At 71.8% G+C, this 18,770-nt stretch carries 17 protein-coding genes; 3 read left to right on the forward strand and 14 right to left on the reverse strand.

Going from position 1 to position 18,770, the window contains the following annotated elements; genetic code table 11:
• Positions 1–21 precede the first annotated feature (21 nt).
• The 4 genes from rsmB to priA form a co-directional block, all read right to left on the reverse strand.
• Entirely contained in the window at positions 22–1,209 is a 1,188-nt protein-coding gene (gene rsmB / locus VGO10_RS00820) for a 16S rRNA (cytosine(967)-C(5))-methyltransferase RsmB (RefSeq protein WP_327464181.1), read from the reverse strand.
• A 55-nt stretch (positions 1,210–1,264) separates the two neighbouring features.
• Positions 1,265–2,176 (reverse strand): methionyl-tRNA formyltransferase, encoded by a 912-nt coding sequence (locus tag VGO10_RS00825; RefSeq protein ID WP_327464182.1) that lies wholly within the window; start codon positions 2,174–2,176, stop codon positions 1,265–1,267.
• Between the two features lie 2 nt (positions 2,177–2,178).
• Complete coding sequence (gene def / locus VGO10_RS00830) at positions 2,179–2,775, reverse strand: peptide deformylase (RefSeq protein ID WP_327464183.1); 597 nt, start codon at positions 2,773–2,775, stop codon at positions 2,179–2,181.
• A gap of 120 nt (positions 2,776–2,895) precedes the next feature.
• On the reverse strand, positions 2,896–4,980 hold the full coding sequence (priA, locus tag VGO10_RS00835; RefSeq protein ID WP_327464184.1) for a replication restart helicase PriA: 2,085 nt from the start codon (positions 4,978–4,980) through the stop codon (positions 2,896–2,898).
• A 30-nt stretch (positions 4,981–5,010) separates the two neighbouring features.
• Between priA and VGO10_RS00840 the strand changes: the two genes are divergently transcribed.
• The gene (locus tag VGO10_RS00840) at positions 5,011–5,502 is read left to right on the forward strand and encodes a PH domain-containing protein (protein ID WP_327464185.1); all 492 of its coding nucleotides are present in this window, start codon (positions 5,011–5,013) and stop codon (positions 5,500–5,502) included.
• Positions 5,503–5,566: 64 nt separating this feature from the next.
• Here VGO10_RS00840 and metK read toward each other — a convergent pair whose 3' ends face one another.
• From metK to cmk, 4 genes are read right to left on the reverse strand one after another with little or no spacing between them, the layout of a single operon-like run.
• Entirely contained in the window at positions 5,567–6,793 is a 1,227-nt protein-coding gene (gene metK / locus VGO10_RS00845; protein WP_327464186.1) for a methionine adenosyltransferase, read from the reverse strand.
• Positions 6,790–8,196 (reverse strand): hypothetical protein, encoded by a 1,407-nt coding sequence (locus VGO10_RS00850; RefSeq protein WP_327464187.1) that lies wholly within the window; start codon positions 8,194–8,196, stop codon positions 6,790–6,792. Before VGO10_RS00850 ends, metK begins: the two co-directional genes overlap by 4 nt.
• Positions 8,186–9,514 carry a ribosome biogenesis GTPase Der gene (gene der, locus VGO10_RS00855; RefSeq protein ID WP_327464188.1) on the reverse strand — a complete coding sequence of 443 codons (1,329 nt, stop codon included), beginning with the start codon at positions 9,512–9,514 and terminating at the stop codon, positions 8,186–8,188. Before der ends, VGO10_RS00850 begins: the two co-directional genes overlap by 11 nt.
• Complete coding sequence (cmk, locus tag VGO10_RS00860) at positions 9,511–10,116, reverse strand: (d)CMP kinase (RefSeq protein WP_327464189.1); 606 nt, start codon at positions 10,114–10,116, stop codon at positions 9,511–9,513. Before cmk ends, der begins: the two co-directional genes overlap by 4 nt.
• A 20-nt stretch (positions 10,117–10,136) precedes the next feature.
• On the opposite strand from cmk, the gene VGO10_RS00865 reads away from it, so the two are divergent.
• A complete protein-coding gene (locus VGO10_RS00865) occupies positions 10,137–11,474 on the forward strand; it encodes an MFS transporter (protein ID WP_327464190.1) in 1,338 nt (445 codons plus the stop codon).
• Here VGO10_RS00865 and aroA read toward each other — a convergent pair.
• From aroA to aroH, 5 genes are all read right to left on the reverse strand, one after another.
• Positions 11,429–12,733: a 3-phosphoshikimate 1-carboxyvinyltransferase gene (aroA, locus tag VGO10_RS00870; RefSeq protein WP_327464191.1), complete on the reverse strand. Its 1,305-nt coding sequence runs from the start codon at positions 12,731–12,733 to the stop codon at positions 11,429–11,431. The genes VGO10_RS00865 and aroA overlap by 46 nt on opposite strands.
• Complete coding sequence (locus VGO10_RS00875; protein WP_327464192.1) at positions 12,730–13,785, reverse strand: prephenate dehydrogenase/arogenate dehydrogenase family protein; 1,056 nt, start codon at positions 13,783–13,785, stop codon at positions 12,730–12,732. Before VGO10_RS00875 ends, aroA begins: the two co-directional genes overlap by 4 nt.
• Before the next feature lie 81 nt (positions 13,786–13,866).
• Positions 13,867–14,916, reverse strand: coding sequence for a 3-deoxy-7-phosphoheptulonate synthase (aroF, locus tag VGO10_RS00880; RefSeq protein WP_414642193.1), 1,050 nt, complete (start codon positions 14,914–14,916; stop codon positions 13,867–13,869).
• A gap of 310 nt (positions 14,917–15,226) precedes the next feature.
• On the reverse strand, positions 15,227–16,327 hold the full coding sequence (locus tag VGO10_RS00885) for a pyridoxal phosphate-dependent aminotransferase (RefSeq protein ID WP_327464194.1): 1,101 nt from the start codon (positions 16,325–16,327) through the stop codon (positions 15,227–15,229).
• 12 nt (positions 16,328–16,339) lie between these two features.
• The gene (aroH, locus tag VGO10_RS00890) at positions 16,340–16,705 is read right to left on the reverse strand and encodes a chorismate mutase (protein ID WP_327464195.1); all 366 of its coding nucleotides are present in this window, start codon (positions 16,703–16,705) and stop codon (positions 16,340–16,342) included.
• An 88-nt stretch (positions 16,706–16,793) separates the two neighbouring features.
• Between aroH and VGO10_RS00895 the strand changes: the two genes are divergently transcribed.
• Positions 16,794–18,068, forward strand: coding sequence for a sensor domain-containing diguanylate cyclase (locus VGO10_RS00895; RefSeq protein WP_327464196.1), 1,275 nt, complete (start codon positions 16,794–16,796; stop codon positions 18,066–18,068).
• On the opposite strand, the gene VGO10_RS00900 is transcribed toward VGO10_RS00895, so the two are convergent.
• Entirely contained in the window at positions 18,004–18,741 is a 738-nt protein-coding gene (locus tag VGO10_RS00900; RefSeq protein WP_327464197.1) for a pseudouridine synthase, read from the reverse strand. The two genes, VGO10_RS00895 and VGO10_RS00900, sit on opposite strands and share 65 nt — an antisense overlap.
• Positions 18,742–18,770: the final 29 nt, after the last annotated feature.

Consider the following 18,770-nt stretch of genomic DNA (forward strand, 5'->3'; position numbering starts at 1 on the left):
TGCTCACCCAGGGCAAGTTCCTTACTCACCATCTGCGACGGCAATATAGAAGCCGTCGGTCTTGTCGCGGTGCGGCAAGGTACGAACGATCTCGCCGGCGACGATCTCCTCACGCGGCGACAGGGTGCAGGTCGAGTAGACCAGCCGGCCGCCGGGCGTCAGCGCGCCGCGGGCTGCGGCGACGATCGCCTCCTGCTCGATGCGCAGCGCCTCGATCGACTCCGGCGTCACGCGCCAGCGCAGGTCCGGATGGCTGCGCAGCGTGCCGAGGCCGCTGCAGGGCGGGTCCACGAGCACGCGGTCGAAGCGGCCGCCGAGCGCGTCGGCGGTGATCTCCTTGGCGTCGGCGACCTGCACGCGCACGCTGGTGGCGTGCAGCCGAACGGCCTGGGCCGCCAGCGCCTGGGCCCGTCGCGGATGGCGCTCCACGGCCACGATCTCGCCCTCGTCGCCCATCAGCGCGGCCAGGTGCGTGGTCTTGCCGCCGGGCGCAGCGCAGAGATCCAGGATCCGCTCGCCGGCCTGCGGATCCACGGCGCGGGCCACGCGCTGGGACGCGCGCGACATCGGCGTGATCGCGCCCGCGGCATACAGCGGATGGGCGAGCACGTCGAGCGGCCCGTCGATGATGAGCGCGTCGTCCTCGCGGCGGCCCTCGAGCTCCACGTCGACGCCGGCCAGCGGGTTGATGCGCAGCGCCAGCTCGGCGGGCTCGTTGTCGGCGGCCAGCAGCGCGCGGGTCTCCTGCGCGCCGAGCCAGTCCCACCACAGCGTCACCAGCCATGCGGGGTGCGAGTGGCGGATTGCGGCACCCTCCGGCGTGTCGTCGGTCGGCAGCTGGACGCCCTCGCGCTGGACCTTGCGCAGGACCGCGTTGACGAGCTTGGCGCCGGGGCTCGGCTTGGCCAGCTCGACGGACTCGGCGACCGCCGCGTGGGGCGGGACGTCGGTGTACAGCAGCTGGTAGAGACCGAGCAACAGCGCTGCGCGGACCTGCGGCTCCAGCCGGCGGTCGACGTGCTGGGCGATGATCCAGTCGAGCGTGGCGCGACGCTGAACGGTGCCGAAGACGAGCCGCTTGGCAAGGGCGCGGTCACGGGGGTCGAGGTCGCGGGCGTCGCCGTGCAGTGCGCGATCGGCGTACGCACCCTGCTCTTCCACGCGCCGTAGGACGGTCAGCGCGGTGCGACGGGCGGGGCTGGCGGACACTGCTCCTAGACTAGGAGACCGCTCGTCGAACGTGATGTCCGATGACGATCACCGATCAAAGCACCGGTGGATGACCGCGCAGATACTCCGCGTAGGTCATCGGCCGCCCGCCCGCGGGCTGGACGGTGACGAGCTCGAGCGTGCCGTCGAGCTTGATGCTCGCCTCCTGGACGCCGAGGAACTCGCCCGAGGGCAGCGCGATCCGCGCGCCGATGTGCGGGTGCAGCGCGCGGACGATCCGGACGTTCTCCTCCGGCGGACGCGTGAGGTCCAGCGTGCGATCCTCAGCGGTCAGCTTCTCGGCGTAGGTGACGCCGTCCTCGGGCTGGGGCGTCGGGGCCGGGCTGGTCTCCAGCACCAGCTGCAAGAGCTTGACCGAGACGTCCTGGAGCCGCGCCGAGAGCGACGCGTAATCGTCGGTCGGCAGGATCGGCTCGGGCTGCTGGGCGTAGACCGGCCCCGCGTCGAGCTCGGCGACCAGGCGCATGATCGAGACGCCGGTCTGCGCGTCGCCAGCCATCATCGCCCGCTCGACGGGTGCCGCGCCGCGCCAGCGCGGCAGCAGCGACGGGTGGACGTTCATGATGTCGTGGTCGGTCAGCAGCGGGGCTTTGACGAGCGCGCCGAACGCGCAAAGAATCACCGCGTCCGGCGTTTCTGCCGCCACCCGCGCGCTCGTCTCCTCGTCGTTGACCGACGCCGGCTGGATGGTCTCGATGCCCAGCTCGCGGGCGGCGACGGCAACCGGCGGCGGACCGATCTTGCGACCCCTGCCCTGCTTGGCATCAGGCCGCGTGATGACGAGCGACGGCTTGTGCGGACCGTCGGCGAGCTCATGGAGCACGCCGGCGGCGAAGTCGGACGTGCCGAGGTAGACGACGCGGGCGGAGCCTCGCCCAGGGGGCGAGTTCCGCGGCGGCAGCTCGCCTGGCGGCTCGCTCCCGCGGCCGGGGTTGTCCTCGGCCATCTTTAGGCGGCGTCGTCTTCTGCTGCCTCAAGGGCGGCGCGCAGGGCGCGCATGCCCTCCTTGCGCTGGTCGCGCGACGTGCGGTCGAGGATCAGCACGCCGTCGAGGTGGTCCATCTCGTGCTGGATGACCCGCGCCTCCAGGCCGGAGGCCTCGACGAGAATCTGCTCGCCCTGCTCGTCCTGGGCCGTGACCCGCACATGGACGGGGCGCTCGACGTCGACGTGGACCGCGGGCAGGCTCAGGCAGCCCTCCTCGGCGTACTCCTTGTCCTTGGAGGACCACTCGATCTCGGGGTTGACCAGCGCGTTGACCGGGCTGTCGGACTCCACGCGGTAGACGAGCACGCGGTGCAGGATGCCGACCTGGGTGGCCGCCAGGCCGATCCCGTAGGCGTCGTGCATCAGCAGGCCCATCCGCGCGATCTCGTCGCGCAGCTCGTCGTCGAAGCGATCCACCGCGCGCGCCTTGGAGCGCAGCACGGGATCGCCGAACTTCCGGACGTGCTCGAGCGCGGCACGGCGTCGCGCTGCCGTCTCGGGATCAAGCGCGACCGCGGGCTCCGGTGCCTCTTCAAGCTCTTCGTGGTGCTGGGCCACGGCGCGGATGCTAGCTACGCACGAGCCGCAACCACCTCGTCGCATTTCCATTGAGCCCCCATTGAGGGTCTGACCCTCTTTATGGAGGAGGTGTGGCGTTTGTGGCGGTTTTGTTGCGGGCTACTGCGGGTCGACGTCGACCGAGAAGGCGACGGCCTTGTGGGCCTTGGCGCCGCTGACTTTCCGGACGGCGGCGTCGACCTGGTCGATCGTGGAGCGGCGCTCGGCGGCTTTGACGACGACCTGGCTGCGCTCCTTGCCGCGCAGCCGGAAGAGTGGCGCGGGGCCGAGTGAGCCGGGGAGGCGGGCCTGGATCTCGGTGGCCGCCAGATGTGCCGCGCCGACGACCTCAGACGCGCAGACGATCCGGATCAGCGTCGAGAACGGCGGGTAGCGCAGGAAGCGGCGGCGCTCGAGCTCCTCGACCAGGAAGCCGTCGCTGTCGTGGGTCGCCGCGTGGACGATGGCGCTCGCTGTCGGGTCGATCGTCTGGACGATCACGCGGCCGTGGCCTCCCCGCCCGGCCCGGCCCGCCAGCTGGGTGACCAGCGCGAACGTCCGCTCTTCGGCACGGAAGTCCGGGAAGCGCAGGGTCGAGTCGGCGTCGAGCACCACGCCGAGGTCGACGTCCGGGAAGTCGTGGCCCTTGGCCACCACCTGCGTGCCGACGAGGATCGCGCTCTCGGCCCGTTCGAAGGCGCTGAGCACCGCGCCCGCGTCGCGGATGTCGGCGTCCAGGCGCAGGACGGGCTTGCCCAGCGAGGCGAGGTCGTGCTCCAGGCGCTCGGTGCCGGTGCCGTGGCGGGCGATTGACACCGAGCCGCAGTCCGGACAGGTGCTCGGGATCCGCTCGCGGTGGCCGCAATGGTGGCAGGCCACAGCGCCCTGATCGCGGTGCAGGATCAGCGCGACGTCGCAGTCCGGGCACTCCCACACGCGCCCGCAGGAGCGACAGGTCAGAAAGTTCGACCAGCCACGGCGGTTGAGCAAGACGATGGCCTTGCGGGCGTCGATCAGCGCCTCGTGGGTCCGCGGGTGCACGGCGCCCGCGGCGGCCTTGAGATCGACGATCTCCACCGGCGGCATCGGCGAGCCGTCGACGCGCCGCGGTAGCCGAATGCGCCGCAGCGCATGGACCGACTCGGGCCGCGGCGTCGCGCTCCCCACCAACAGCACCGCGCCGTGCTGGCCGGCGCGCCGCTCGGCGACCAGCCGCGCGTCATAGCGCGGGTCGCCCTCGTTCTTATAGGAGCCGTCGTGCTCCTCGTCGACGACGACGAGCCCGAGGTGGGCGATCGGCGCGAAGACGGCGCTGCGTGGGCCGACGCAGACGCGCGCCTCGCCGGAGCGCAGGCGGCGCCACTCGTCGTAACGCTCCCCCGCGCCGAGCTTGGAGTGCAGGACCGCGACGGTGTCGCCGAAGCGCGTGACGAAGCGGTCGATCATCTGCGGGGTCAGGCCGATCTCGGGCACGAGGATCAGCACGCCGCGGCCCTGGGCCAGCGTCTCGGCCGCGGCGCGCAGGTAGACCTCGGTCTTGCCCGAGCCCGTCACGCCGTGTAGGAGCAGCTTCGCGGGCGGGTCAGCGCCGATCTCAGACAAGACCAGGTCCAACGCCGCCTGTTGGTCGGGCGTCAGTGCCGGCGCCGGCTTCCGGGCGCCCACCGCATGATGCTGCGGCGCGCGACGCCGGCCCCGCGGGCCGATCGCCACCAGCCCGCGCGCCTCCAGCCGCCGCAGCGAGCCGAGGTCGGTGCCCGCGAAACGCGGCAGTTGCTGCAGGAGCCCGAGCTGCTTGCCGGTAAGACGAACCGCCGTCCCTCCAGGTGACTGATCCGAGCCCAGCAAGACCGCCTCACCCTCGTCGGTGCGCGCCGCCCACAGCTGGACCTTCTCGCGCGCCCCGCGCGGCGGCAGCATCAGCGACAGCGCCCGCGCGGGCGTCGAGGCGTACTCGTGCCCCAGCCAGAGCCCGAGATCGACCAAGTCGCCCGGCAGCGCGTCGGGCAGGACGCGCAGCGGCGCGACCACGTTGTGCTCGGACTCCTCGGCCAACCCCGTCACCACCGCGGTCAGCCGCTGGTGCCCGAACGGGACCTCCAACAGCGACCCGACATCGACGCCGTCGGGCCGCAGGTAGTCAAACGGCCCGCGCAGCGCACGGGCCGTCGTCAGCGGCTCGACTTGGACAATGGGCGCAGACACCGGGGCCGTCGAGGATAGGCTGAGCAGACCATGGACCTCCATCCCGGTGAAGAGATCGTCTTCGAAGGCCACCCGTCGTGGCGCGGCGTGCTGAGCTTCTACCTCAAGGGGCTGGCGATCGCGCTCGCGATCGGGGCGATCCTGCTGTTCGCCGTCTCGACCGGCATCGGCATCCTCGCGTTCGCCATCGTCATGGCGCTGGTGATCGTCGTCGGCCTCGTCATGCGCACGGCGACGCGCTACGTCATCAGCACCGAGCGGCTCAACATCCGCAGGGGGATCCTCTCCAAGCACGTGCAGCAGACCAACATCAACCGCGTGCAGAACGTCAACACCCAGCAGACGTTCCTGGACCGTCTGCTGCGCGTCGGCGCGGTCGACTTCGACACCGCCGGCACCGACGACTCGGACTTCACCTTCCGCGGGGTCGCGAACCCCGCCGGGATCGTCGCCGCGGTCGATCGCGCTCAGCGCATCGAGCGCACGGTCGCCGCCGAGCGCACCGACCAGCAGCCGCTCTAGCCCGTTAACGCCGAAGGGCGGCCCGAAGGCCGCCCCGCGCCGGGCAGGTGCTGCGGGTTGAGCGCTAGGCCGTCGCCGGCACGGCGAGGCCAGCGGCCTCGGCCAGCGCGGCGGCCTTGTCGGTGCGCTCCCAGGTGAAGTCGGCGTCGTCGCGGCCGAAGTGGCCGTAGGCGGCGGTCTTCTGGTAGATCGGGCGGTGCAGGTCCAGCGCCTGGCGGAACGCACCGGGGCGCAGGTCGAAGAACTGATCGACGAGCTCGGCGATCTTGCCGCGGCCGACCTTCTCGGTGCCGAACGTCTCGACCATCACGGAGACGGGGTGCGCCACGCCGATGGCGTAGGCGACCTGGACCTCGGCGCGGTCGGCCAGCCCGGCGGCCACGACGTTCTTGGCGACCCAGCGCGCCGCGTAGGCGGCCGAGCGGTCGACCTTCGACGGGTCCTTGCCGCTGAACGCGCCGCCGCCGTGGCGGGCGAAGCCGCCGTAGGTGTCGACGATGATCTTGCGGCCGGTCAGGCCGGCGTCGCCGACGGGGCCGCCGATGACGAAGCGCCCGGTCGGGTTGACCAGGAACTCCTGGCGCAGCGTGTTGGCGTCGTAGAGGTCGGCCGGCAAGACCGGCAGGACGACGTTCTCCCAGAGATCGTCGGTGATCTGCTGACGCGTCGCGCGCTCGGCGTGCTGGGTGGAGATCAACAGCTTCTCGATCGCGACCGGCTTGCCGTCGACGTAGCGGACCGAGACCTGGGTCTTGCCGTCGGGGCGCAGGTAGTCCAGCGTGCCATCCTTGCGCACCGCGGCCAGGCGCTCGGCCAACTGGTGGGCGAACGTGATCGGCGCGGGCATCAGGTTGGCCGTCTCGTTGGAGGCGTAGCCGAACATCATCCCCTGGTCGCCGGCGCCGGCGATGTCAAGAGCGTCGGTCGAGCCGTCAGAGCGGGCCTCGTCGGCCTTGTCGACGCCCTGGGCGATGTCGGCCGACTGCTTGTCGATGGCGTTGAGGACGGCGGCGCTTTTGGCGCTGAAGCCGAGCTCGGCATCGTCATAGCCGATGTTGTGGATCGTCTGGCGCGCGATCTCCTGGATGTCGACGTAGGTGTTGGTCGTGATCTCACCGGAGACCACGACGAGGCCGGTGTTGACCAGCGTCTCGCAGGCGACGCGCGAGAGCGGGTCGTCCTTGAGGCAGGCGTCCAGGACACCGTCGGAGATCTGGTCGGCGACCTTGTCGGGGTGACCCTCGGTCACGGACTCTGAGGTGAAGAGGTACTCGTTGTCGGCGTAGCTCATGGCGTAATTAGGAGGGAGATCTCCGCGGTCGATTCGCTGCTGGTGCCGGAGGTGCTGGCGCCGATGGCACGGACCTTCTGAAGGTCGGCCTTGGCGGACCGGTAGGCGCTCGAAGCGCTCAGGCCGGTCTCCTCCCCCAGCGTCAACAGCCTGCTGAAGTCCAGGAAGAGTAGCGAGGAGCGCAAATCAGGGTGATTCCCGACCGACAATTGCCAATTGGCAAGGTCGGTCAGGTGCTTGCCGTCGCGCTTGACGGCAGCGATCCCCTTGGGGTTGGTCGCCACCGCGACCTTGCCGTCCCAGACGGCCGTGCTCAGCGTCTTGCGCACTGCCACGGGGAGCGCGGTCAGTGCCTGGCGGGCGCCAGCCTCGTCCTTGGTGGCGCCCAGCAGTGTCAGGACGGGCGCCGGGGTCGCGGCGGTCAGGATGATCGCGACCTCCCCCGGGAAGATCTTGTGCAGCGGCCGGTCCAGGGAGCCGACCAGCGGCTTGAACGACCCCGCGCTCGTGCCCGCCGCAGCCAGCAGGCGCTGGAGCGCCGGGGCGAGGTTGCTGACGCCGAGGTAGGCCATCGCGTCGGCCGGAACGGCGCTCGCGAGCGTTGGGTGGAAGGGCTTGAAGCCGCTGCCGGCCTTGGAGGCACCGGTGGCCAGCGACGGATCGAGCTGCGACGCGACGGTCAGCTTCGCGCGGTTGCCGGCGGCCGCCAGCCCGAACGCGGCGCCCTTCAGCGTCGCCTGGTCAAAGAGCGTGCCGACGACGCCGAGCAGGCCGCCCTGAGGCGCCAACAGGCGGCGCACGCCGTCGGCCGACAGCCAGCCGTCGACCACGCGGTCGGCGGGCAGCTTGGCGAACATCTGCCTGGGCCCGGCCGCCTCGGCAAGCGAGCCGCGCCCGCCGGCCTTGGCCAGCTTGGCCGCCAGCGCCAGGCTCTCGGGCTGGCCGATCGCGAGGAACGTCCCGACGTAGCTCGAGCTCAGGCTGCCGCAGCCGCGCTGCTTGGCGCCCGGGTGCTGCTTGCCGGTGTCGACGAGCACCAGCGAGTTGGCGCGCGCACTGCCACCGGTGTCGAAGATCGCCAGCGCGGCCTCATCAGCGCTCTTGAGCGCCTTGGTCGCGAGGTCGCAACCTGGAGCCTGGAGGCGGGTGACGATGGCGTCGCGCAGCTTCGGCCAGCTCGGGAAGGCGTTGGCGAGCTTGGCCGCCGCGCGCGTCTCGGAGCGATGGCCGTCGGTGGAGAGGTGGACGTAGACCAGCGCGTCGGCGGGGACGAGCCTGGCCGCGGCGCTCGCGGGCGGCGTGCCCTTGCTCGTGCCGTCGCCGCCGGAGAGGAGCAGGAGGAGTGCGATGGCCAGGACGACAACCGCCCCGGCCGCGCCAAGCGCTGCCGCCCTACTTCTCATCCCGCTGTTTGCGCTCCTTGAAGTCGATGATCAGCGGGATCCCGTCCATGCCGAAGCGCGCACGCAGGCGGTTCTCGACGAAGTAGGCGTAGTCGCGCGTCACCCGGTTGCGGCTGTTGACCTGGATCGCAAAGCGCGGCGGACGCGTCTCGAACTGCGCCATGTAGAGCAGCCGCAGCCGCGAGCCCTGCTTGGCCGGCGGCTGGCGCTCCTGGACGACCTCGGCGATGAAGCGGTTGAGCTGCGGCGTTGGGATGCGCGTCTTGACGCGGTCGCCGAGGATGATCGCCTCCTTGAGTAGCCGCTCGACGTTGCGGCCGCTGAGGGCCGAGACCGTCAGGACCTTCGGGCGCAGGCGGATCTTGTTGTTGACCCGCGCGCGCTCGTGGTCGAGGTCGGCCTCTTCCATCGGGGCGATGTCCCACTTGTTGAGGACCAGCGCCGTCGCGCAGCCGGCCTTCATCGACAGCTCGGCGATCCGCAGGTCCTGCGCGGTGACGCCGTCGTGGGCGTCGCAGATGACCAGGGCGACGTCGGCGCGCTCCACCGCCCGCTGCGAACGCAAGGTGGTGTAGTACTCGACCGACTCCGACACCTTGCTCTGGCGCCGCATGCCGGCCGTGTCGACGACGATCACCCGGCGGCCATCAACTTCCATCGGAAGGTCGATCGCGTCGCGCGTCGTCCCCGCGACATCGCTGACGATCACGCGGTCGGACTTCAGGAACTTGTTGACCAGCGAGGACTTGCCGACGTTGGGCCGGCCGATCAGCGCGAGGCGGATCGTCTCGTCGTCCTCCGGTTCGAAGTCGCCTTCGGGCAGCAGCGCGGTGACGCGGTCCAGCAGGTCGCCGGTGCCCAGGCCCTGCGTCGCGCTGACGGCCACCGGCTCCCCCAGACCCAAGCTGTAGAACTCGGTCGCCGACGGCACGTCCTTGACCGAGTCGATCTTGTTGGCCACGACGATCACCGGCTTGTCCCAGCGGCGCAGCAGGTCGGCGAGCTCCTCGTCGCCGGGTCGCGTGCCGGCCTGGCCGTCGACGACGAAGACCGCGAGATCGGCGTCGGCCATCGCGGCCTGGGCCTGCTCGCGGATCGAGCCGGCCATCGGGTCCTCGTCGAAGAAGTCCATGCCGCCGGTGTCGATCAGCGTGAACTGGCGGCCGTTCCACTCGCACGGGACCTCGTTGCGGTCCCGTGTGATGCCGGGCGCCTCGTGCACGACCGCGATCCGCGACTCGCTGAGGCGGTTGACCAGCGAGGACTTGCCGACGTTGGGGTAGCCGATGACGGCGACCTTGGGGCCCGCGATGCTCATGCGCGGGCCGCCTGCACGCGCGCCACGATCTCGGCGACGACCTCGTCGACGCTCAAGCCCGTGGTGTCCAGCGGCTGCGCGCCCGGCGCCGGCTCCAGCGTGGTGCGACCGTGGCCGGAGTCGCGCTCGTCACGCGAGAGCAGCTCGGCGGCGACGTCCTGCGGATCGGCCCCCAGCTCGGCGGCCCGGCGGCGCGCGCGCTCGGCGGGATGGGCGGTGAGGAAGACCTTGACCTCGGCGTCTGGCGCGACGACGGTCGCGATGTCACGCCCCTCGGCCACGTAGTCGCCGCCGGCAATCAGCGCCCGCTGCTGGGCGACGAGCGCCTCGCGGACCTTCGGGTCGTTGGCGACCACCGATGCCTGCTCGCTGATGGCGGCCGTCCGGATCAGCTCGGTGACGTCCTCGCCACCCAGCAGGATGCGGTCGCCGTCGAAGGCGATCTCCAGCGCGGCGACCTCGTCGAGGCCGCGCGTCGCGGCCAGCGCGGCGCAGCGGTACATGGCCCCGGTGTCGAGGTAGGTGAAGCCGAGCGCGCGCGCAACAGCGCGCGCCACGGTCGACTTGCCGGCTCCGGCAGGTCCGTCAATGGCGACAAGCACGGCCGAGAGGGTATGCGGTCATGGATGGTGTGGCATCCTCCGTATTGGTTGTGCGCCTGATCGGGCCTCTTCGGGAGAGAGACTTCGCGCTGTTCTGGGCCGGCACCCTGGTGTCGCTGCTCGGCGACGGGATCTACCTGGTGGCCCTCCCCTTCACGGTCCTGGGCCTCGGCGGCGGCGCCGGATCGCTGTCGCTCGTCGGCCTGGCGTGGTCGCTGGGCATGGTCGGCTTCCTGCTCGCGGGCGGCCTGCTGGCCGACCGCTACGACAAGCGCCGCCAGCTGCTGGTGGCCGACGCGCTGCGCCTCGTGGCGGTCGGCACGGCCGGTGGGCTGTCGCTCGGCGGGGTGCTCGAGATCTGGCACATGGTCGCCCTGGGCTTCGTCTTCGGCGCCGGCGAAGGGCTGACAGGCCCAGCGATGGGCGCGATCGTCCCCGAGCTCGTGCCCGGGCCGCTGCTCGTGCAGGCCAACGCGCTGCAGAGCTCGCTGCGGCCGATCGCGCTGCGCCTGGCGGGGCCGGCGCTCGGCGGCGTCACCTTCGCGCTGCTGGACACCGGTGGCGCCCTGCTGGTCGATGCCGGCACCTTCGCGGTGTCGATCGCCTGCCTGCTGGCGATGCGCGCGCGGATTCCGGTACATGAGGGTGAGCACGAGCCGCTGCGCACGCAGGTGCGCGAGGCGGCGACGTTCGTGCGCGGCGAGACGTGGCTGTGGGCGACGCTGATCATGGCTGCGATCGCGCTGCTCTTCTTCCTCGGCCCCACCGAGGTCTTGCTGCCGATCCGCATCGACGACGACCTCGGCGCCTCGGCGGGCAGCTTCGGCCTCGTGCTCGCGGCCGGCGGCGTCGGCGCCACGCTTGGCGCGTTCTTGCTCGGGCATGTCGGCATGCCCAAGCGCGAGATCTCGGTCCTCTATTGGGTCTGGGGCCTGGCGGGCTTCGCGCTCTGCGGTTACGCGCTGGGCCAGACCGTCTGGCAGCTCGTGCTCTTCAGCTTCGCCTTCGGGCTGTTCAGCGGCGCCGGCAATCCCATCTGGTCGACGCTGATGCAGGTGCGCGTGCCGGTCGGGCTGCGCGGCCGCGTCGCGTCGCTGGACTGGCTGGTGTCGGTCGGGTTGACGCCGGTGTCCTTCGCACTGACCGGCCCCGCGGCCGCGGCGTTCGGCGCCGGCGCGGTCCTGCTCGTCGCCGGGCTGGTCGCCGGCGGGCTGACGGTGGTGATGCTCTACGCGGTCCCGGGCCTGCGGGCCGAGGACGGCGGCATCGCGCGCGCCGCCGCTGCGGCCGCCGAAACGCCGTCCGGCGGGCCTCAGCCCTTCAACAACGTCCCGAGGTCCTCGGCGAACGTCGGGTAGGAGACGTCGGCGGCCTCCATGCCGACGACCGTGACGCCCTCGTCGGAGGCCAGGCCGGCGATCGCGCCGAGCATCGCCAGGCGGTGATCGCCGTGCGAGGCGATCGTGCCGCCCTTCAGCCCGCCGGTGCCGCGCACGATGAAGCCGTCGTCGGTCGCCTCGAGGTTGCCGCCCAGGCCGTTGAGGCCGTCGACGACGGTCGCGATCCGGTCGGACTCCTTGAGCCGCAGCTCGTGGGCGCCGCGCACGATCGTCTCGCCCTCGGCAAAGCAGCCCAGCAGCGCGACCAGCGGCAGCTCGTCGATCGCCAGCGGGACCTCGTCGGCCTCGACGGTCGTGCCGGTCAGCGGGCCGTAGGCGATGTCGAGGTCGCCGGCGGGCTCGGTCCCGACGACGCCGTCGCCCGGCGCCTCCTCCAGCTCGCCGACGACGATCCCGCCCATCCGCTCGAGGATCCGGTGAAAGCCCGTGCGCGTCCAGTTGGTGCCGCTGCCCACGACCGCGATCCGTGAGCCGCCGACCAGCACGCCGGCGGCGATCAGGAACGCCGCCGAGGACGGGTCGCCGGGCACGGTGATGTCGTCGAGGACCAGTTCGTCGACGCTGGTGACCGTGACGTGGCGGCCGTTGCGGTGCACGGTGACGCCCGCGGAGGCGAGCATGCGCTCGGTGTGGTCGCGCGACGGCGCCGGCTCGACGACCGTCGTCGCGCCGTCGGCCATCAGGCCGGCGAGCAGGACACAGGACTTGACCTGGGCTGAGGCGACGGGCAAGTCATAGGCAATGGATCGCAGGTGCGCGCCGTGCACCGTGAACGGCGGCAGGCGATCATCGACCGCGTCGATCGTCGCGCCCATCCGGGTCAGCGGCTCGGCGATGCGGTCAACGGGACGCGTGCGGATCGATGCGTCGCCGTCCAAGGTGTAGGCCCTGCCCTCCTGCCCCGCCAGCCAGCCGGGCAGCAGGCGCATCAGGGTGCCGGCGTTGCCGACGTCGATCGGCGCGTCCAGCTCGGTGGTGTTGCGCAGGCCGGTGCCGCGGATCGTCACGACGTCGGCGTCGACGGTCACCAGCGCGCCCAGCGCCCGCATGGCGTTCAGCGTCGAGGTGGTGTCCTCGGCGTGCAGGTAGTTGCGCACGCGGACGGGCTCAGCGGCCATCGCGCCGAGGATCGCCGCGCGGTGCGAGATCGACTTGTCGGCCGGCGGCGCGACGGTGCCGCGCAGCCGCTTGGCGGGCGACCACTTCACGGTGGTCATGAGAGCACCTCCTCGACCAGCTCACGCGCACGCTCGGCGTGGCCCTCGGCGACCCAGAGGGCGACCTCGCCGCTGCGGAAGTCGGGCTGGGGCGAGAGGCTCATGTCGTGGATGTTGATCCCTGCTCGGGAGAGGGTGAGGGCGAGATCGGCGATCACGCCAGGGCGGTTGGGCACGACGACGCGAACCTCGCGCAGCGGGCCGCCGGTCATGCCGATGTCCAGCAGCGCGCGACGCTGGGCGCCGACCTCAGCCTGCCATGACTCGACCGCGGGCCCGTCACCGGCGGCCAGCAGCGCGCGGGCTTCAGCCAGCAGCGCGATCGTCGCGTCGAGACCATCGAGCACCGCGTCGCGGTTGGCGTCGTAGATCCCCGCCCACAGCGGCGGGTTGGCGCCGGCGACGCGCGTCGCGTCCCGAAACGACGGGCCCACGACCGGGATCGCCTCGTCGCCCAGCGCCCGCGTCGCCTGCGTGACGAGCGCGTTGGCGACGACGTGCGGCACGTGGGAGAACGCGGCCATCAGGCGGTCGTGATCGGCGTGGCCGATGACGGTCGGGACCGCGCCGATGCCGGTGACGAAGCGGTGCAGCCGCTCCAGCAGGATGCCTTCGCTGTCGGCGCGCGGCGTCAGATACCAGGTGGCGCCGGCGAAGAGGTCGGCGCGCGCATGCTCGACTCCCGCGACCTCGGCGCCCGCCAACGGATGGCCGCCGATGTAGTTGGGGGCCTTGATCGACTCCACCAGCGCGTGCTTGGTCGAGCCGACGTCGGTCACCACCGCGCCCTCGACGTGCTCGCACGCCTGCGCGATCCGCTCCGCCAGCGCCTGCACCGGCGCGGCGACCAGCGCGACGTCGGCCGGCCCGAGAGCCGCCGGATCGTCGACCACCACGTCGGCCACCCCACGCTCCAGCGCGAGCGCCCGCACCTGCGGATCGGGATCGAAGCCGACGACCCGCGCGCCCAGCCGCTCACGCGCGGCCAGGCCGACCGAGCCGCCGATCAGGCCGAGGCCCAACAGGGCCAGCCTCAGCGGATCAGCCGACACGCTGAAGGATCGTCGGCCGCGAGAGCGAGCCTCTGGGCGAGTTGTCGCTCGGAAGCCGAGCCGCTAGGCGAGGTCTTCCGCTCAAACCGCGGCGTTCTGTGTCGCGGCCGCGCCGAACGGCAGCTTGCCGGCAAGCATCGCGGCCTGCTCGACCTTGGCGGCGTACTCCTTGAAGCCGTCGACGCGCAACTGCTGCGGCCCGTCGCAGATCGCCTCATCAGGCTCGGGGTGGGTCTCGACGATGATGCCGTCGGCGCCGACGGCGGCGGCGGCCAGCGACAGCGGCTCGACCAGCGCGCGGCGGCCGGCGGCATGGCTGGGGTCGACGACGACCGGGAGGTGCGTCATCTCCTTGAGCACCGGGATCGCCGTGAGGTCGAGCGTGAAGCGGTACGCGGTCTCGAACGTGCGGATGCCGCGCTCGCAGAGGATCACCGACTCGTTGCCCTCTTTGAGGACGTACTCGGAGGCCATGATCAGCTCCTCCAGCGTCGCCGACAGCCCGCGCTTGATGAGCACCGGGATGCCGCTGCGCCCGATCTCTGACAACAACGGGTAGTTCTGCATGTTGCGCGCGCCGATCTGGATGACGTCGGCGACCTCGGCGACCGCCTCGATGTCGCGCGCGTCCATCAGCTCGGTGACGATCGGCAGGCCGGTGCGCTCCTTGGCCTCGGCGAGCAGCCGCAGCCCTTCAATACCCAGCCCCTGGAAGGCGTAGGGCGAGGTGCGCGGCTTGTAGGCGCCGCCGCGGAACATCGTCGCGCCGGCGGCGAGCATCGCGTCGGCGGTGTCGAGCGTCTGGTCCCGCGTCTCGACGGTGCAGGGACCGGCGATCAGCGCGAAGTGCTCGCCGCCGATCTTCGCGCCGCCAAGCTCCAGGACAGTCCGGACATCGCCCTTGAACTGCGTTGAAGCCAACTTGTAGGGCTTGAGGATCGGGACGACCTTCTCGACCCCGTCATGGCCCTCGAGGCCGAGGCGCGCGACATGCTCGCGGTCGCCGACGGCGCCGATCACCGTGACCTCCTCGCCACGGCTGGGGTGCGCCTGCGCGCCAACGGACTCGATCCGCTCGATCACGGCCTGCACCTGGTCTTCGGTGGCCGTCGGCTTCATCACGATCATCATCTGGGGTTCCTTCTGCGGCTTGGGGGTGAAGTCTAAAGAGGCGCGTTGCCCACACGTGAACGACACGTGCACGCATGGGTGCTTTCCGGCGCTCGACCCGAGGGGTCCGATGCGGACGCGGCCTCACGGCCGGCCGAGCGCCTAGCTAAATCGCCAATACCAAGCGGCGGAGGTCCCGCTGCCCACTGCCATGCGCACGCCGGCCGAGAGGCCGTCGGAAGTGCGCTTGGTGAGAGCCGTGCGGGACATGAACCGCGACCATTGTAAGCAGAAGACGGGGTACTTGCGAACCCCCGCCCGTGCCGCCTGGCTACGGCAGCAGCTCGCGCAGGCCGTTCAGGAAGCGCTGGTTCTGCTGCGGGGTGCCGTAGGTGACGCGCAGCGCTCCGGCCCGGCCGAGGGCCGCGCCGGCGCGCACGAGCACGCCACGCTCGCCGAGGCCCTTGACGATCGCCGCCTCGACCTCGCCGGGCTCCTGACCGTCCCAGACCGGCAGGTCGAACCAGGCGAAGTTGGCCTGCGAGGCCGCCGGGACGATGCCGAGCTCACCGAGGCCGTCCTCGATCTCCAGCCGGGCCGTGATCGCGCGCTCGACCCGCTGGGCGACGGCGTCGCCGTGCTTGAGCGACTCGACGGCGGCAGCCTGCGCCGCCGCGTTGCAGAAGAACGGCTGACGGACCTGGTTGACGGCGGTGACGAACGCGTCAGAGCCGCAGAGCGCGTAGCCGACGCGCAGCCCGCACAACCCATACACCTTGCTGAAGGTGCGCAGCAGGACCAAGTTGGGGTGCTTCTTGAGGAGATCCAGCGACGCGTCGGGATCGTCGAGCGTGTTGTACTCGCAGTAGGCCTCGTCGAGCAGCACGCAGACGTGCTTGGGGACCTTGGCGACGAACTCGGCGATGTCGGCCAGCCCGACCGCCGTCGACGTCGGGTTGTTGGGGTTGCAGACGACGACCAGCCGCGTCGCAGCGGTGATCTCGGCCAGCATCGCGTCGAGGTCGTGTTCCTGGGCCTCGTTGAGCGGCACCTGGATCTGCGTGGCGCCGGTCGCCGCCGCCAGGTGCGGGTAGACGCTGAACGACGGCCACGCGTAGACCAACTCGGCGCCCGGCTCCAGCAGCGCCTCGCCGGCGGCCAGCAGGATGTCGCACGAGCCGTTGCCGATCGCGATCCGCGATACAGGCACCTCGTAGCGGTCGCTGAGCGCGCGCCGCAGCTTCGCGTTGGTCGGATCCGGATAGCGGTTGACGCCGGTGAGGATCTCGGCGATCGCAGCCACGACCGGCTCCAGCGGCGGCTCGGGCGACTCGTTGGACGCGAGCAGCGCGACATCCTCGGGCAGCGCGTAGGCGGCGGCCGCGGGGTACACGGGGATGCGGCTCACCGCCGCGGAGAACTCGATGGCCATTGGGCCGGGAGGCTACTGGGCGGACTCGAGGTCCATCCGCAGCTTGCGCGCCTCGCCGAGGTAGACGTGCTTGGCCACGTGATCGTCGGCAGCGTAGTAGTGCATCAACACGCGGATGACGCGCGGCAGCGATCCCGGCACCGGGACCTCGCGCGCGCACATCAGCGGAACCTGGGCGAAGCCCAGCTGGCGGGCCGCGACGGCGGGGAACTGCGCATCGAGGTCCTCGGTGAGCGTGAACAGGCAGCTGACGACGTCCTCGGGCTCCAGGGCGTTGCGCGACATGATCTCGCGCATCAACGTCTCGGTCGCGGCGAGGATCTCGTCCGAGCCGTTGCGATCAACAGTGGTGGCGCCTCTGAGGGCGAAGAGCCGCATCGGCGCGCCATCATGCCAGGTGGCAGGGTGCTCGCTCGTTTGTCCAGCCCGCTACGGCGCGCAGCGATACCAGCCGACTGCAGTGACGATGGTGTCCTTCCTGTCGATCAGCCTCGCGGCGGTCGTGATCTGCGACCTGCTGACGGCCGCGCTGCTGGCCACGCAGTTCCTCGGTCGCGGCTCCTCGCAGTTGCTCGGGCTCGCCGCCGCCTACCTCGCGGCGGGATTGCTCGCCGCCGTCCACCTGCTCGTGCTGCCCGGCGCGCTGAGCCACGACGGCCTGCTCGGCGCCGGCGGCGACCAGGCTCCGGCATGGCTGTGGGCGATCGGCCACGGTGGGCTGCCGCTCGGGCTCGCCGCCGCGCTCTGGGGTGGCCCGGCGAGCGTTCGCCGGCGTCTGGCGGGACCGACCGCGCGACGCAGCCGCGCGCTGGTGCTCGCCTTCTCCTTCGTGACCGCGACGGTCGCGGGGCTCGCCTGGCTGGTGATCGGCCTCGGCAGCTCGTTGCCGACAGTGATCAAGGACGACCGCCTCTCGGATCGCGGCCTGGTCGGCGCCGTGCTCGTCCTCGGGCTCGGCCTCCTCGCCCTGGTCGTCGTCGCGCGCCGTGGGCGCCGCACCCCGATCGAGCGCCGCCTGCTCGTCGTCGTCGCCTGCGTCCTGGCCGGCACGGCACTGACGCTCGCGTCGCTCTCCCGCTACACGGTGGGTTGGTATGCCTCCGGCGTCCTCGATCTCGCGGCGTCGACGCTGCTGCTGAGCCTGCTGCTCGGCGGGGTTCGCCGCCTCGGCGTCCTCGGTGGCGCGGCCGATCCCCGCGCCGGAGCCGTCGACGCGCTGACCGGCGTGCGCACGCGCGCCGCGACGCTGGTCGCCGCCGACCATCTGCACCGCACCCGCGCCGCGGGCGCACCGCTGGGCCTGGCGCTCATCGACGTCGACGGTCTCAAGGCGATCGGCGACGAGCACGGCCCGCTGGCCGCCGACGCCGTCCTGATGTCGGTCGCCCACCGGCTGCGCACGCTGCTGCGCGACCGCGATGTCCTCGGCCGCGCCGGCGAGGAGGGCTTCCTGATCCTGCTGCCCGACACCGACGCCGACGGCGTGACGCTCGCGGTCGATCGGGCCGTCGACGGCATCCGGGAGCAGAAGGTCGGCACGTGGGCCTTCGATGTGCGCACGACCGCCTCGGGCGGGATCGCGATGGTCGGCACGGGCGAGCAGGCGATCGCCGAGGCGCTCGCGGCCGCCGATCTGGCGCTCAACCAGGCCAAGGCCCACGGGCGCGACCAGGTCGTCAGCCCGGCGCGCGCCCAGGTGGTGCCGCTGCGTCGCGCAGCCGCTGGACCTCCGCGGGGCTGAGCCGCCGCACGCGGCCCTCGGCCAGATCGCCCAGCCGCAGCGGCCCGAACGCGACGCGCTTGAGCTTGGCGACCGGGTGGCCGACCTCCGCGCACATCCGCTTGACCTGGCGCTTGCGACCCTCGCGCAACGTTATCTCCAGGACGCCGGGCCTGAGCTGGCGCACGCCGGCCGGCGCGGTCTTGCCGTCCTCGAGGACGACGCCCTCTCTGAGTTGGCGCAGCGCGTGCTCGGGAACCGCGATGCCACCGCGACCGACGTCGGCGACGTAGACCTTCGGGACCTCGTAGCGCGGGTGGGTGAGGCGGTTGGCCAGATCGCCATCGTCGGTCAGCAGGATCAGGCCGGTGGTGTCGGCGTCGAGGCGGCCGACCGGATAGAGCCGCGTGTCGGGCGCATCGACCATCGCGACGACCGTCGGGCGGCCGTGGGTGTCCTTCGCGGTCGAGACGACGCCGCGCGGCTTGTGGACGAGCCACACCGCGCGCTCCTGGACGGCGCTGCCGATGGCGACCTCGCGCCCGTCGACCATCACCGCATGCTTGTCATCGGTGTCGCGCGCGGGGTCGGTGACGATGACCCCGTCGACCGTGACACGCCCATCGCCGATGATCTCCTCGGCCGCTCGGCGCGAGGCGACTCCGGCGTGGGCGAGGTACTTCGCGAGGCGCATCGGCGGCCGAGGCTAGCGGGGTGGGTGGG

This window comes from Baekduia sp. (assembly GCF_035996765.1).
Taxonomy (GTDB): domain Bacteria; phylum Actinomycetota; class Thermoleophilia; order Solirubrobacterales; family Solirubrobacteraceae; genus Baekduia.